The 14,841-nt window shown below is 69.0% G+C and carries 13 protein-coding genes; 7 read left to right on the top strand and 6 right to left on the bottom strand.

The annotated features are described in order from the left end of the window. Window positions 1-53 precede the first annotated feature (53 nt). Window positions 54-401 carry a histidine triad nucleotide-binding protein gene (locus G1H10_RS06900; protein WP_163734681.1) on the bottom strand — a complete coding sequence of 116 codons (348 nt, stop codon included), beginning with the start codon at window positions 399-401 and terminating at the stop codon, window positions 54-56. 147 nt (window positions 402-548) lie between these two features. Here G1H10_RS06900 and G1H10_RS06895 point away from each other — a divergent pair, with 147 nt between their 5' ends. Together G1H10_RS06895 and G1H10_RS06890 are read left to right on the top strand one after the other, a co-directional pair. Then, window positions 549-1,076: a SigE family RNA polymerase sigma factor gene (locus G1H10_RS06895; protein WP_163734679.1), complete on the top strand. Its 528-nt coding sequence runs from the start codon at window positions 549-551 to the stop codon at window positions 1,074-1,076. Window positions 1,077-1,102: 26 nt separating this feature from the next. Next, a complete protein-coding gene (locus G1H10_RS06890; protein WP_163734675.1) occupies window positions 1,103-2,344 on the top strand; it encodes a Gmad2 immunoglobulin-like domain-containing protein in 1,242 nt (413 codons plus the stop codon). Between the two features lie 49 nt (window positions 2,345-2,393). Here G1H10_RS06890 and G1H10_RS06885 read toward each other — a convergent pair whose 3' ends face one another. The 3 genes from G1H10_RS06885 to hrcA form a co-directional block, all read right to left on the bottom strand. Beyond that, on the bottom strand, window positions 2,394-3,143 hold the full coding sequence (locus G1H10_RS06885) for a 16S rRNA (uracil(1498)-N(3))-methyltransferase (RefSeq protein ID WP_163735333.1): 750 nt from the start codon (window positions 3,141-3,143) through the stop codon (window positions 2,394-2,396). Between the two features lie 82 nt (window positions 3,144-3,225). Beyond that, window positions 3,226-4,365 carry a molecular chaperone DnaJ gene (gene dnaJ, locus G1H10_RS06880; protein ID WP_216852979.1) on the bottom strand — a complete coding sequence of 380 codons (1,140 nt, stop codon included), beginning with the start codon at window positions 4,363-4,365 and terminating at the stop codon, window positions 3,226-3,228. Between the two features lie 19 nt (window positions 4,366-4,384). After that, on the bottom strand, window positions 4,385-5,410 hold the full coding sequence (hrcA, locus tag G1H10_RS06875; protein ID WP_216852978.1) for a heat-inducible transcriptional repressor HrcA: 1,026 nt from the start codon (window positions 5,408-5,410) through the stop codon (window positions 4,385-4,387). A 232-nt stretch (window positions 5,411-5,642) separates the two neighbouring features. On the opposite strand from hrcA, the gene G1H10_RS06870 reads away from it, so the two are divergent. The 4 genes from G1H10_RS06870 to G1H10_RS06855 all read left to right on the top strand — a co-directional run bounded on the left by G1H10_RS06870 (window position 5,643) and on the right by G1H10_RS06855 (window position 10,898). Further along, on the top strand, window positions 5,643-6,482 hold the full coding sequence (locus G1H10_RS06870) for a DUF3097 domain-containing protein (protein ID WP_163734669.1): 840 nt from the start codon (window positions 5,643-5,645) through the stop codon (window positions 6,480-6,482). Window positions 6,483-6,690: 208 nt separating this feature from the next. Further along, a complete protein-coding gene (locus G1H10_RS06865; RefSeq protein WP_163734666.1) occupies window positions 6,691-7,596 on the top strand; it encodes an ABC transporter ATP-binding protein in 906 nt (301 codons plus the stop codon). A gap of 70 nt (window positions 7,597-7,666) precedes the next feature. Next, on the top strand, window positions 7,667-8,713 hold the full coding sequence (locus G1H10_RS06860; RefSeq protein WP_163734663.1) for an ABC transporter substrate-binding protein: 1,047 nt from the start codon (window positions 7,667-7,669) through the stop codon (window positions 8,711-8,713). A 106-nt stretch (window positions 8,714-8,819) separates the two neighbouring features. Next, window positions 8,820-10,898, top strand: a complete 2,079-nt coding sequence (locus G1H10_RS06855) for an iron ABC transporter permease (RefSeq protein ID WP_163735328.1) — start codon at window positions 8,820-8,822, stop codon at window positions 10,896-10,898. Window positions 10,899-11,052: 154 nt separating this feature from the next. Here the strand turns inward: G1H10_RS06855 and hemW are convergent, their stop codons facing one another. After that, window positions 11,053-12,342 (bottom strand): radical SAM family heme chaperone HemW, encoded by a 1,290-nt coding sequence (gene hemW, locus G1H10_RS06850; RefSeq protein ID WP_163734660.1) that lies wholly within the window; start codon window positions 12,340-12,342, stop codon window positions 11,053-11,055. Between the two features lie 272 nt (window positions 12,343-12,614). Here hemW and G1H10_RS06845 point away from each other — a divergent pair, with 272 nt between their 5' ends. Beyond that, window positions 12,615-12,755, top strand: coding sequence for a hypothetical protein (locus tag G1H10_RS06845; RefSeq protein ID WP_163734657.1), 141 nt, complete (start codon window positions 12,615-12,617; stop codon window positions 12,753-12,755). 189 nt (window positions 12,756-12,944) lie between these two features. Here G1H10_RS06845 and G1H10_RS06840 read toward each other — a convergent pair whose 3' ends face one another. Next, window positions 12,945-14,768, bottom strand: a complete 1,824-nt coding sequence (locus tag G1H10_RS06840; RefSeq protein WP_163734654.1) for an AMP-dependent synthetase/ligase — start codon at window positions 14,766-14,768, stop codon at window positions 12,945-12,947. Window positions 14,769-14,841 lie beyond the last annotated feature (73 nt).

Raw genomic sequence — 14,841 nt, 5'->3', positions numbered from 1 at the left:
GCTACTGATGTGCCCATCGTACCCGCGCACGCCGACAACCTGGAGCGGATTTCTCACCCGGGAGGCCACTGCATCGTGCGTCCGCCGAGGACGTGAGCGTGCGTGTGAAAGACCGACTGCCCCGCCTCCGCGCCCGTGTTGAACACCAGCCGAAACGCGCCGAGACCCTCGGCCTCCGCGACCGCGGCGCCCTCGCTCACCACCTCCGCCAACGCCGCGGGATCCGCCGATGCCAGTTCCGGTGCGTCCCGGTAATGTTCCTTCGGAATCACCAGCACATGCGTCGGGGCCTGCGGCGATATGTCACGGAACGCCACGGTCCGCGCGGACTCACGCACCACCGTCGCGGGTATGTCCCCCGCGACGATCTTGCAGAACAGGCAGTCGTCATCGGTCTTCATGGCTGCATCGTAGGGCGCACGCTGCCGAACGTCGAAGGCGACTCGACGGCCCGGCGCGGCGCGTAGTCTCAGCCGCGGCGAAGCGCTTGCGCACAGAGGCGATATCCAGGTAAACCCAAGTCGGCTTGAACGCGTCGGTAGGAGTATGTGGTGGAGGACAGCAACCGCGAGACGGACACCGCGTCGGACCCCGACGCGGCCATCACCGAGCTCTACACGGCGCACTACGCCGGCCTGGTTCGGCTGGCCACGCTCCTTCTCCGGGACGAAGCCGTCGCTGAGGAAGTGGTGCAGGACGCCTTCGTCGCGCTCCATCGTCGATGGCGCAAGTTGCACGATCCACACAAGGCGGTGGCGTATCTCCGGACCTCGGTGGTGCACGGCACCCGCTCCGTGCAGCGGCGCCGCAAAGTGGCCGACCGGCATCCGGAGGACCGACCACCGGATGCTCCCAGCGCGGAGCAGACGGCTCTGGCCGGCGCCGCCGGCGACGCCGTCATCCGGGCACTCCGCGAGCTGCCGCCACGGCAGCGGGAGACGCTCGTCCTGCGGTATTACGGCGGGCTCTCGGAGTCGGAGATCGCAACCGCGATGAAGATCAGCAACGGCGCGGTGAAGAGCCACGCGTCCCGCGGGCTCGCGGCGTTGCGTCCGTTGCTCGCGTCGTGGTCGTGACGGCCGGCGGAAAGGAGGCGAAGACGATGAATGAGATGAACGAGAACTACAGCGATGAGGAGGAGCGGCTCCGGGCCGCACTCCATGCGGAGGCCGAGAAGGTCACCCCGTCCGCGGACGCACTGGCACAGATCCGGCGCCGCACGGCGCGCGTCGCCTGGTGGCGCCGGCCCATCGTCGTGGGTGGCGCGGTCACCGCCGTCGCCACGGCCGCGGCCGTCGTCATCGCGATCAACACGCTCGGAACGGACCAGGGCGATCTGTCCGTGAGCCCCGCCGACTCCCCGACCGATTCCGAATCGACTGTCGAGGACGCCCCTGACGCCACGGACGACACCGATCAGGACGGCGACATGGCCCTGGACGCGCCCGAGGACCAGGCACAGGAGGAGTCTGAGGAGGAGACCGCCCCTGGCGACGGCGCCGATACGGAGGCAGACACTCAGCCACCGTCGGACGACACGGGCGGCGGCGACGACAGTGAGGACAGCTCGGCAACCGAAGAGGATTCAGCCGGGCCGGACGAGGTGTACATGGCCGCCGACGGTTACGCGCTTCCCGTCTATTACGTGGTGGACGGTCGGATCACCCGCGAATGGCAGCGCGTAAACACACCGGAGAACGCGCTCGTGACGGCGGTGCATCAGGCACTGAACGGCCCGTCGTTCGACCCCCGGTACGAGACGCCCTGGGCACCGGTCGAGGTGCTCTCGGTCGAGGTGGTCGATGACGTCATCGAGGTGAACCTGGCATCGCCGGTGGAGCTCGCTGCCGGCGCGGAGGACGCCGAACTGGCCGTGCAACAACTCGTCTACACGGCGACCGCGACGGCCAGCCACCTCATCGATGGCGTCGACGGCGCGCTGCCCGTGCGGGTCCTGGTGGACGGCGAACCGCCGGAGAACCTGTTCGGACGGCTCGATCTCTCCGAACCGGTGACCCGGGACGACCAGGTCGACGTGCGTTACCTGGTCCAGATCGACAACCCCGGATACGGGTCCGACGTGACCAGCCCGGTCACCGTCGAGGGTGTGGCCGCCGTCTTCGAGGCGACCGCGGTGTGGGAACTGCGCCGGGACGGCGAGGTCATCGATTCGGGCAACACGATGACCGAAGAGGCCTTCGTGTTCTCCCCGTACAGCATCGATCTGGGCGACCTGGAGCCGGGCACATACGAGATCACGGTCAGCGAAGACGACGCCTCCGGCGGAGAGGGACGCGACCCGTACTTCGAGACCAAGCAGTTCACCGTCGCCCCCACTCCATGATCATGAACACTTACCGTGCGATATCAACGGTAAATGTTCATGATCATGGTCATGGTCCGAGGTGGGCCCAGCGCGGGGTGCGAGCGAGGACGACTCCGGCGGCGACCGTTCCGGCGGTAGACGTCCGCAACACCGTCGGCCCGAGAAGCGCGGCGATGGCACCCGCCGAGGCGAACCGGGTCAGCTCCGCCGGAGCGATCCCACCCTCCGGGCCGACGACGAGGACGATCTCACCTCGGGCGGGAATGTCGAGCGTGGCGACCGAGTGGTCCGCATCCTCGTGCAGGATCACCGCCAAGGCCGCCCGCTCCAGCCGAGCGGCCACCTCAGATGTCGACGCCAGCTCACTGACCTCTGGGAACCACGGCCGGCGAGACTGCTTGGCCGCCTCACGCGCGGTGGAGCGCCACTTCCGCAGCGCCTTCTCGCCCCGGTCGCCCTTCCAGCGCGTGATACACCGTTCCGCTGCCCACGGCACGATCTCGTCGACGCCGACCTCGGTCAGCGTCTCAACCGCCGTCTCGCCCCGGTCCCCCTTGGCCAGCGCCTGAACGACGACGATCCGCGGCTCCGGCTCCGGCTCGTCGTGCCGTTCTTCGACGTGGCAGGTCAGACCGGTCCGGTCGGCGGCCACGACGACGCACCGCGCGGACTGGCCGGCACCGTCGGTGAGCTGCACTCGCTCACCGACACCGATACGCCGGACGACGGCGGCGTGCCGGCCCTCGTCGCCGTCGAGTGTGACCCGGTCGGAACCGCGCAGCGCCGCGCCGTCGATGAGAAAGACCGGAAGGGACACGGACACCTCGCTCCGCGAAGATCATCGAGGATTCCGGGCGTCATCACACCCCGGATCCTCGATGATCACGAGTGGGGTTCAGCTAGCTCAGGCCGTCCTTGAAGGCGTCCCTGATCCGGCTGAACACGTTGCCGTGCGGTGCGGCCGCGCTCGGTCCCGGCACGTGCTCCTCGCCGCGGATCTTGGCAAGCTCGCGCAGCAGCTCTTCCTGCCGCGAATCGAGCTTGGTCGGGGTGACGACGTCAAGGTGAACCAGCAGGTCTCCGCGCCCGGTGCCGCGCAGCCGCGGAACGCCGCGAGCGGCCAGCTTGATCTTCTCCCCGTGCTGCGCACCGGGACGTACCTCGATGGTCTCCTTGCCGTCCAGCGCTTCCAGCTCGACACTCGTGCCCAGCGCGGCGGCGGTCATCGGCAGCTGCAGCTTGCAGTGCAGGTCGTCACCGTCCCGGGTGAAGACCGGGTGCGGGTTGATCGCGATCTCGACGTAGAGGTCCCCGGCCGGACCGCCGCCCGGTCCGACCTCGCCGTGACCGGCCAGCTGGATCCGGGTTCCGCTGTCCACGCCGGCCGGGATCTTGATGGTGAGCGTCCGCCGGCTGCGCACCCGCCCGTCGCCACCGCACTCGACACACGGATTCGGGTTGACCGTGCCGAAGCCATGGCACTGCGGGCACGGACGAGTCGTCATCACCTGGCCCATGAAGGACCGCTGCACCTGCTTGACCTCGCCCTGACCACCACACGTGTCACAGGTCGCCAGCTGCGCGCCCGCCGCCGTGCCCGCACCGGAGCAGACGGTACAGACGACGGCCGTGTCGACCTGGAGCTCCTTGGTGGCGCCGAAGACCGCCTCGGAAAGGTCGATCTTCAACCGCACCATCGCGTCCTGACCACGGCGCACCCGGCTGCGCGGGCCACGCGTGGCGGTTCCGCCGAAGAACGCATCCATGATGTCGGAGAACGAGAAGCCGGCGCCGAACCCGCCGCCCGCGCCGCCACCGGCACCGAGCGGGTCGCCGCCGAGGTCGTACATCTCCCGCTTCTTCGGGTCGGCCAGCACCTCGTAGGCGCTGGTGACCTGCTTGAAGCGCTCCTGGGTCTCAGGGTCCGGGTTGACGTCCGGGTGAAGCTTGCGAGCCAGCTTCCGGTAGGCCTTCTTGATGTCCTCCGTCGAAGCGTCCCTGGGCACTCCAAGGACCTCGTAGTAATCGGTGGTGGGCACCATTTATCCTCTGAAGATCCTAATTGTTGGCGTCGAGTATCTGACTGACATAACGTGCAACAGCACCGACTGCTGCGATAGTCCCCGGGTAGTCCATCCGTGTGGGGCCCAGCACTCCCATGCTACCCAGAGCATTGTTACCGGGCCCGTAGGCGGTCGTGACGATCGATGTCGCGGACAACCCGGAGGTCGCGTTCTCCTCGCCGATGCGCACGGTCACCGGCGAGGAGCTGCTGGCGTGTCCGAGCAGCTTCAGCAGCACGACATGCTCCTCAAGCGCAGACAGCAGCGGCTCGAGTTCGCGCTCGAATTCGTGCCCGTGTCTGGCCAGGTTGGCGGTACCGGCGACCGCGACCCGCTCCTCTCCCCGCTCGACAAGCGACTCCAACAAGGTCGCGGCGATGCCCGAGACCACCTGCCGGTCCTCCGGAGGGAAATGGCCGGGGATATCGGCCATCTTGGAGGCGACGGAGGCGAAGTCGTGTCCCACGATCATCGCATTCAGCCGGGCCCGCAGGTCCCCCAGCAATGACTCGTCAGGAGCCTGAACCAGTTCCACGACTCGCTGTTCGACCCGGCCGGTGTCGGTGATCAGCACGACCAGCACCCGGCTCCCGCCGAGCGAGACCAGTTCGACATGGCGGACGGTGGAACGGCTGAGCGACGGATACTGCACGACGGCCGCCTGCCGGGTCAGCTGCGCCAGCAGCCGTACCGTGCGGGAGATGACATCGTCCAGGTCCACCGCCCCGTCCAGGAACGAACGGATGGCCCGGCGTTCCGCCATGGACAGCGGTTTCACACTCGACAGACGATCGACGAAGAGCCGATAGCCCTTGTCCGTCGGCACCCGGCCGGCGCTGGTATGCGGCTGGGTGATGTACCCCTCCTCCTCCAGGACCGCCATATCGTTCCGGATCGTGGCCGACGAGACGCCCAGTTGATGCCGGTCAACCAGAGCCTTGGAGCCGACCGGCTCCTGGGTGGCGACGTAGTCCTCAACGATCGCTCGCAGGACGTCCAGCTTGCGCTCATCGATCGGCACACCAACACCTCCCTGAGCAACCACCGCCAACAGACGCCTCGCCCATTGGCACTCGTCTTGTCAAAGTGCCAATTCTACCGGTAAGGCGCCCCCTGGCGCTTCGCACGCCGGGCGCGCCGACGTTCCGGCAACCATCGCACACCCGGCCGGGACCGCGAACGGCGACGTATCGGCCGCCCGCACCGGCGTTCCGCCGTGCCATGATCGACCGTCTAGTAGTAGCGTCCGGTGCGTGCAGAGGTTTTCTGATCGTTACGGACGAGACGTCCTGTCCGCCTCTCCGCATCCGAAGCGACCGAAAAGCGTCGAGACCCCAGCCGAGCCAGGGCTCGTGGTGGAGGACGTGGAGACCGGGTTCTGCGGCGCCGTCGTCGAATGTGACAAGCATGGTGTGACGCTGGAGGACCGGCACGGCAAGCGCCGTGCATTCCCGCTGGGGCCCGGGTTCTGGATCGACGGCAAACCGGTTGCGCTGGTGCGACCCAGGACGTCGGCCCCGGCGGCCCCGACCCGCACCGCGTCGGGTTCCCGGCCGGTGCAGAAGCTGCGCGCCCGCACCGCCCGGGAGAGCCGCGTCTACGTGGAGGGCAAACACGACGCCGAACTGGTCGAGAAGATCTGGGGACATGACCTGCGGGTCGAGGGAGTAGTGGTCGAGGAACTCGGTGGAGCGGACGACCTCGAGGAGATCATCCGCGAGTTCGAGCCGGGACCTGGGCGCCGGCTGGGCGTCCTGCTCGACCACATGGTGGACGGTTCCAAGGAGGCTCGCATCGCCGAGCGCGCCACGGCCGGTGTCGGCACCGACCATGTCCTGATCATCGGCCACCCCTACGTCGACGTCTGGCAGGCGGTGCGCCCGTCGGTGCTGGGTATCGACCGGTGGCCGGACGTCCCTCGCGGTGTGCCGTGGAAGGAAGGCGTGCTCACCGCCCTCGGATGGAAGGTTCAGCCGTACGAGGCATGGCGGAGGATCCTCGGCTCGGTCTCGACCTACACCGATCTGGAGCCTGCCTTCCTCGGCCGGGTGGAGGAGCTGATCGACTTCGTCACGGCGCCCGGGACGAGCTGACGCGCGAACCGGCTTCGTCGCCTGGAGTCGACGTCGGCGTCGTCTGCGATCGACGTCGGCGTCGCCTGCGATCGAGGTCGGCGTCGCCTGCGATCGACGTCGGCGTCGCCTGCCGTCCGAAACCGGCGTCGCCGGTCATCGAAACCGGCATTGCCTGCCATATGGACGCGGATTTCCCAACTGAGTAAGGCGAGGCTACCCTAGCCTCATGCCCGTGACTGTTGATGATCGCGCCGAGCAGGCCCGCGCCGGCCGCGGCGATGCCGAGCACGACGCGACACCGACCGAGCAGGTCGGCCTGCGTTGCGTGGAGCTGACGCTCGGCTACCACGGGACACAGGTGGTCAACGCCGCCTCGGTCCGGCTGCTGCACGGCCAGGTCACGGCGCTCATCGGGCCGAACGGCAGCGGCAAGTCCACCGTACTGCGGGCGCTCGCCCGGCTGCACCGTCCGGACAGCGGTGAGATCACGCTCCGGGACGGCTCGTCCGCGCTGAACCTCACCGCGAAGGAATTCGCCCGCCGCGTGACGCTGCTGGCTCAGAGCCGCCCCACGCCGAACGGGATCTGCGTCCGGGACGTGGTCGAATACGGGCGCCACCCGTACCGTGGCCGCTGGCGCCGCGAGGACCCGGACGGCACCGCCGCCGTCACCTGGGCGATGGAGGTCACCGGCGTGGACGGGATGGCCGACCGCGGCGTCGACGAGCTCTCCGGCGGCGAACTCCAGCGCGTCTGGCTCGCCACGTCGCTCGCGCAGCGGACCGACGTGCTGCTCCTCGACGAACCGACGACCTTTCTCGACCTGCGGTATCAGATCGAGATCCTCGACCTCATCCGCGATCTCGCCGACGAGCACCACGTCGCCGTCGGCGTGGTGCTGCACGATCTCAATCAGGCCGCCACCGTCGCCGACCACGTCGCGCTGCTGCATCACGGCGAGGTCCAGGCCGCCGGTGCACCCGCCGACGTGTTCACCGCTCCCCTGCTCAGCAAGGTCTACGGACTCAGAATCGACGTCCACCCGGACCCGGATACCGGGCACGTCAGCATGAAGCCCGTCGGACGGCACACCCACCGGCTACACGACATGGCCGTGGACACCACCACGTGAGTGGACGCGTGCGCCGGCACGTCTGACCTTCGCCCACGACACACACCCATCACCGATCCCGAGGAATCCCATGACCGCGACCACCGCTGTGAAGCTTCGCCGTGCCCTGTTCCCCGCCCTCGCCGTCGCCGCGCTGACTCTCTCCGCCTGCGGCACCTCGGAGGACACCGACGACGCCGACGGGGGTGGCGACGACACCGCGCAGAACGACGACGCGCAGAACGACGACGCGGACGGCGACGCGCCGGAGGACGCCGGGCCGGTGACCGTCACCGATGCCCGCGGGGAGGAGATCACCCTGGACGAGCCCGCCCAGGACGTGGTCGCGCTGGAGTGGTCCGAAGCCGAGGACCTGGTGATTCTCGGCGTGATGCCGGTCGGCGTCGCGGACGTCGAGGGTTACGGCACGTGGGTGCAGTCGGCACCGCTGGACGACAGCGTCACCGACGTGGGCACCCGCCAGGAGCCCAGCGTCGACTCGATCGTCGGGCTCGACCCCGACCTGGTGATCACCGAAGACCGCGGGAACAACCTCATCGCGCAGCTGGAGGAGTACGTTCCGGTCATGGTGATCGAGGGCGCCGACGCCTCGGACAACATCGGTCAGATGAAGGAGAACTTCACCACCATCGCCACCGCGGTCGGCAAGGACGACGAGGCCGAGCAGATCCTCGCCGACTTCGACGCCACACTGGCGGACGGCCGGCAGCAGCTCGAGGACGCCGGTGTGGCCGGCGAGCAGTTCGCCATGGCTGACGGCTGGATGGAGGGCAGCTCCGTCGCGATCCGGATGTTCGGGCAGGGTTCGCTCGTCTCCGACCTCGCCGAGGAACTGGGACTCGTCAACGCGTGGGACGGCGAGGTCGACGAGGCCTGGGGGCTCGGGCAGACCGACGTGGAAGGGCTGACCGGCCTCGGTGACGTGCACTTCTTCTACTCCTCCTCCGATGAGGAGAACGTGTTCGCCGAGGGACTCGCCGACAACGCCATCTGGAACGACCTGCCCTTCGTCCAGAGCGATCAGGTGTACAAGCTCGACGACGGCACGTGGACGTTCGGCGGTCCTGCCTCCTCCACCCACATCGTCGATCAGTTCGTGGAGATCCTCGGCGGCTGAGCCACCCGCATAGCGAGTGAGGAACGACGGCGCGAGGAGCGACGTGAGCGAGCCACGCCAGCCAGGCGACGTCCTGGACCGCCCGCCGGAGTCCGGCGGCGGCCCAGTGCGGACGGGGCCGGACGGTGCCACCACCGCGCTCGGCTCTCCGGTCCGGCGCCTGCGTATCGCCACCCTGCTCGCGGCAGGCGTCGTCGCGAGCGTCGTGCTGGCTGCCGTGCACGTCACCCAGGGCACGGCCTCGGTCGACGCCTTGGACCTCGTCGCGCTCGTCTTCGGCGGCGGCGACCAGGACGCGCTCAACGTGCTGACCGCCTCGCGGCTTCCCCGCGTGCTCGCCGGCGTGACCGTCGGGCTGGCGCTCGGCGTCGCCGGTGCGTTGCTGCAGTCGCTGGCGCGGAACACCCTGGCGTCCCCGGACACCCTCGGTGTCAACGCGGGCGCGCACTTCGCGGTGGTATTGGCCGCCGTCGCCGGCGTGTCCCTGCCGGCGTTCTCGGCTGGGGCGATCGCGACGCTCGGCGGCCTGCTCGCCGCCGCCCTGGTGCTCGCGCTCTCCGCCGGCGGCGCCAGCGGCCCGACACGGTTGATCCTCGCCGGATCGGCGACGGCGCTGACGTTGCAATCGATGACGGCGCTGCTGATCCTGCTGTTCGAGGAGGAGACCACCGGGCTGTTCGCCTGGGGAGCCGGTTCCCTGGTCCAGGCCGATCTGAACGCGGTGCAGCAGATGGGCCCGGTGGTGCTGGTCGCCATCGCCGCCAGCCTGGCCATCGGTCACCGTCTGGACATCATGGCGCTGGGCGACGACACGGCGTCCGTCCTCGGCATCAACGTCCGCCGTACCCGCCTGATCGTCACATTGCTCGCGGTGGTGCTCGCGGCGGCCGCGGTCACGGTCGCCGGGCCGATCGGGTTCGTCGGGTTGTGCGCGCCGGCGATCGTCCGGCTGCTCGGGCCGTATGTGCCAGGGCTGTACCGGCACCGGGTACTGCTGCCCGCGGCCGGGCTGGCCGGCGTCGTGATCGTGCTCGGCGCCGACGTCGCCGTCCGCGCCATACTGGGCGCGCAGGCCGGGGTGAACATCCCCACCGGTGTGATCACCACGGTGTTCGGCGCCATCGTGCTGATCGCACTGGCCCGCCGGCACCGCGACTCCGGCCCGACCCGCCGTCCGCCGGCCGCGCGCCCCGGTCGCGCGCAGTCGTTGCGCCGGTTCTGGATCGTGCTGACGGCGTGCTCGATCGTGCTGGCGGCGTCGCTGCTGGCGGCGATCCTGCTCGGGGATCGGACGCTGCTGATCGGTGACGTGGTCAACTGGATCAACGACGAGTCCGGCCGGGCCATCACGTTCATCCTCGACTCACGCTTCCCGCGTGTCACCGCGGCGGCGCTGGCCGGCGCGGCGCTAGCGGTGGCCGGGGTCACCGTGCAGGCCGTCTGCCGGAACCCGCTGGCAGAGCCTGGGCTTCTGGGTATCACCGCGGGCGCCGGCGTCGGCGCCGTCACGCTGCTGGCGCTGGTGCCGTCGGCGGGGGTGCTGGCACTGTCGTCCGTGGCCGGCGGCGCGGCCCTGCTGACGTTCGGAATCGTCTATGCACTGGCCTGGCGGGCCGGGCTGAGCTCGGACCGGCTCGTGCTGATCGGGATCGGAATGTGGTCCGGCGGGATGGCCGTGATCACGTTCATCGTCGTGCTGACCGATCCGTGGAACGTGTCGAAGGCGCTGACCTGGCTGTCCGGCTCAACCTACGGGCGCACTATGCCGCAGGTGCTGCCGATCGTCGTGGCCTTGCTGGTGTTGACGCCGCTGGTGATACTGGCGCGCCGGGAGCTGGATCTGCTCTCGCTCGACGACGACACACCCCGAGTGCTCGGGGTCCGGCTGGAGACGACCCGGCTGGTGGCCCTGGGCGGCGCCGCCCTGCTGGCGTCGACCGCGGTCTCGGCCGTCGGCGTGATCGGGTTCGTGGGTTTGGTGGCGCCGCACGCCGCCCGGGCTCTCGTCGGCGCGCGACATTCGCGGGTGATCCCGGTGGCCATCCTGCTCGGCGCGACCCTGGTCAGCCTGGCCGACACGATCGGCCGCTCGGTGATCGCCCCGGCCCAGATCCCCGCGGGCCTGCTGACGGCGCTGATCGGCACGCCCTACTTCGTCTGGCTGCTCTGGCGTTCCCGCGTCTGAGAATCGGCGCAGTCAGGAAGATCTCTCCCGCTGTGGGCACACGGCAGCGAGTCACCTCAATGCTGTTCCAGCGACCGTGAGGTGACTCATGGCACGTCGGCGGCGGTCTGGCCGCACGAGGGTCACGCCGGGAGCAGGCCAGGCCGGGAGCAGGTCAGGCCGGGAGCAGGTCACGGACGACGGCGTCGGCCAGCAGTCGCCCGCGCTGAGTCAGGGCGACACGTCCGCGCTCCAGCGCGGCGCGATCCGCCAGGCCATCATCGACCGCCCGCTGCGCCGCCTTGCGGCCGCCGTCGTCGAGCACGGACACATCGAGGCCCTCGGCGAGCCGCACCTCCAGCAACACCCGCTCCACGCGACGGGTCTCCTCGTCGAGCACCTCCCTGGCGTGCGCCGGGCTGCGGGCGCCGGACAGCCGGGACGCCCACGCCGCCGGATGCTTGACGTTCCACCATCGGGTGCCCGCGACGTGGCTGTGCGCACCCGGTCCGATGCCCCACCAGTCGCCGCCGGTCCAGTAGATGCGGTTGTGCTCGCAGCGCGCGGCCGCCGCCGTCGCCCAGTTCGACACCTCGTACCACTCGAAACCCGCGGCGCTGAACGCGTCGTCGGCCACGATGTACTTGTCGGCGAGGTCATCGTCGTCCGGCATGGGTAGCTCGCCGCGCCTGATCCGTGCCGCCAGCCGGGTCCCCTCCTCCACGATCAGCGCGTAGGCGCTGATGTGGTCCGGCCCGGCTACCAGCGCGGCGTCGATACTCGCCCGCCAGTCGTCCAGGCTCTCTCCCGGCGTCCCGTAGATCAGATCAAGGCTGACGTGCTCGAAGCCGGCGCGTTTGGCCTCGACGACGGCCGCCTCCGGCCGGCCCGGCGTGTGCTCCCGGTCCAGCACCCGCAACACATGCGGACGGGCGCTCTGCATGCCGACGGAGAGGCGAGTGAACCCGGCCTCCCGCAAACCCGTCAGCACCGCGGGCGTCAGCGTCTCCGGGTTCGCCTCGGTGGTGACCTCGGCACCCGGAGCGAGCCCGAATTCGTCGTCGATCGCGCGCAGCACCCGGCCCAGGTCCGCCGGGGGCAGCAGCGTGGGGGTTCCCCCGCCGACGAACACCGTCGAGACCGGGGCCTCCACGTCTCCCACCACCCGACGCGCCAGGCGGAGCTCCGCGATCGCGCCGTCGGACCACGACGCCCGCGACGCGCCGGGAGCTTCCCCGAGCTCATCGGCTGTGTACGTGTTGAAGTCGCAGTATCCGCATCGCGTGGTGCAGAACGGAACGTGCAGGTAGATCCCGAACGGTGGACGGCCGGCGTCTTCGGCGACGCAGCCCTCATTGCTCTGGTCATCCGCGCGATGTCTCACCGTTGCGAAACGCTCAAGGGCAGACGACGGCAGCGAGCCGTCCTCTGGGACGAGGTCCCCGTCGGGCAATGCAGAAGGCACGCCCTATTCTCCCCTGCACGCGTAGTCAAGCGAAACTCGACCGACGGACGGACGCGATTCACGGCCAGTCGGAAGTTTGGTGCATATCGGCTATTGCACCGTGGAAGCTTGGCGTGGTCGGAGCGACCACACGGAAGCTTGGTGCCACTCCAGCTCGCCGCATGCGTGACGAGGCAGAGGAGTTTTCCGTCGTCATGTGAGGCCGCGACGCAACGGCGTACGATGCCCGCGCCGAGGCGGAACCGCCGAAGATCGACCGCCGTCAGACTGGCATGCGCACACGCACACGCTGGTTCGCCACGCTCGCCGCGGTGATCGTCGCGCTCGCGGTCACTGCGGCTGCGATCGCTGTCGCCACTGCGACCTCAGACGATGAGGAACCACCCTGCTCGTGCATCGAGCCGGGTACGTGAGCCGCTCCCTCACCGTCGCGGTCCGACGTCACGGTTGACCCGGTGCGCGAACGCAGCAGCACGATCCGCGCCGCTACCCGCGCAAGTGCCCGCGCCGAGACCGGTGCACGCGTCACGCGAGCCACGACGGCTTCCTCGTCGACCGGAAGCGTCTGAGCGGCACACGACCGCTCAGACGCACGAGCCTGCTCAGCTGTACATGCGGTCCAAGACGTCCATGTAGCGCTTCTCCACGGCCTTGCGCTTCACCTTCATGCTCGGTGTCATGTCGCCGCTCTCGATCGTCAGGTCATGCGGGAGGATCTCGAACTTCTTGATCGTCTCCCACCGGTCGAGCCGGGTGTTGAGCTCGTCGATGTGGCCCTGGATCAGCTCCCGCACCTGGGACGCCTGTGTCAGCTCCGCGTACGAGAGGTGACCGAGATCATGGTGCTTGGCCCAGTCCTGGATCGCCTCCGGGTCCAGCGTGACGAGCGCCGTGCAGTAGTTCCGGCCGTCGCCGTGCACGACGATCTGGCTTGCGTAGGGACTCACGGCCTTGAAGATGACCTCGATCTTCAGTGGCGCGATGTACTTCCCGCCGGACGTCTTGATCAGGTCCTTCTTCCGGTCGGTGATGCGGAGGAACCCGTCCTCCAGCTCACCGATGTCCCCGGTACGCAGCCAGCCGTCCTCGTCGAGAACCTCGGCGGTCAGCTCCGAGAGGCCGTGGTAGCCGCGCATCACCGCGCCGCCGCGCACCAGGACCTCGCCGTCGTCGGCGATCTTCACCTCGGTCCCGGGCAGTGGCGGGCCGACGGTTCCGAAGCGGTTCCGGTCCGGCGTGTTCACGAAGATCGCCGCGCTGGTCTCAGTCAGGCCGTAGCCCTCCAGGATGGTCATTCCGGCGGCGTGGAACCACTCCGCCACATCCTGCGACAGCTTGGCCGAGCCGCTGATGAAGAACCGGATGCGACCGCCGAGGCGAGCCCGGATCTTGGCGAACACCAGCCGGTCGGCCAGGCGGTGCTGGAACGCCAGCAAACCGGCGGGACGCCGGCCCTGCTGCCGCAGCTGCGATACCCGGTGCCCCACGCCGAAGGCCCAGTCGAAGATCTTCTTCTTCGCACCGCCCTCTTCTTCGACGCCGGTGATCACCTTCGCACGGACCTTCTCGAAGATGCGCGGTGCCCCGGCCATGAAGGTCGGCTTCACCACGCCCAGGTTGTCCACGATGCGGTCCAGGTTGCCGTCGACGGCGGTGGCGAAGCCGACCCGCAGCTGGATCGCCTCCAGCGTCTTGCCGAACACGTGAGACAACGGCAGCCACAGATACTGCACGTCGTCCAGGTTGAGGATATTCAGCGCGTCGGCGCCGACGCCCTCGTACACCCAGTTGTCGTTGACCAGCAGCACGCCCTTGGGCCGGCCGCCGGTCCCCGAGGTGTACACCAGGGTGGCCAGGGTTTCGGGACCGACCTCTTCGAGTGCGTCGTCGACGGCGGAGGGCTCCTTCTCCAGCCGTTCACGGCCCAGCTCCTCCAGCTCGGCCATGCTGATCACGGTATCGCCGTCACCCTCACCGTCGATGATGACGACCTTGGTCAACTCGGGCAGATCCGCACGGTGCTCGAGGATCTTCTTCACCTGCTCGTCGTCCTCGGCGATGGCGACCTTGGTGCCCGAGTCGGACAGGATGTGCGCGACATCCTCCGGATTGGTGGACGGGTACACCGTCGTCGTCGCGGCACCGATCGAGTTGATCGCCAGGTCGGCGAGGATCCATTCGATGCGAGTCGATGCGGCGATCGAGACTCGCTGCTCGCGCTCGATGCCGATCGCCAGCAGACCCGCGGCGATGCGCCAGACCCGCTCCTTGGTCTGCCGCCACGTCAGCGAGGACCAGCCGCCACCCGACGGGTAGCGGTACGCCTCCCGATCAGGGGTCCTCTCCACCCGCTCCAGAAACATCCGCCCGATCGACGGCGGACGATCCGCGGGTAGCTGGGGCGACTCCATCGTGCCGGCTGTCATGCGTCCTCCTAGGCCACCGAAAGGTAGGCCAGATCGTTTCGGCCCTGGTGGGGGAAGATTACGACGTCATTCG

The sequence above is a fragment of the Phytoactinopolyspora halotolerans genome (assembly GCF_010550675.1).
Lineage (GTDB): Bacteria > Actinomycetota > Actinomycetes > Jiangellales > Jiangellaceae > Phytoactinopolyspora > Phytoactinopolyspora halotolerans.
Note: the sequence above shows the minus strand (reverse complement) of the source record. Positions and strands in the feature narration are given on the sequence as shown.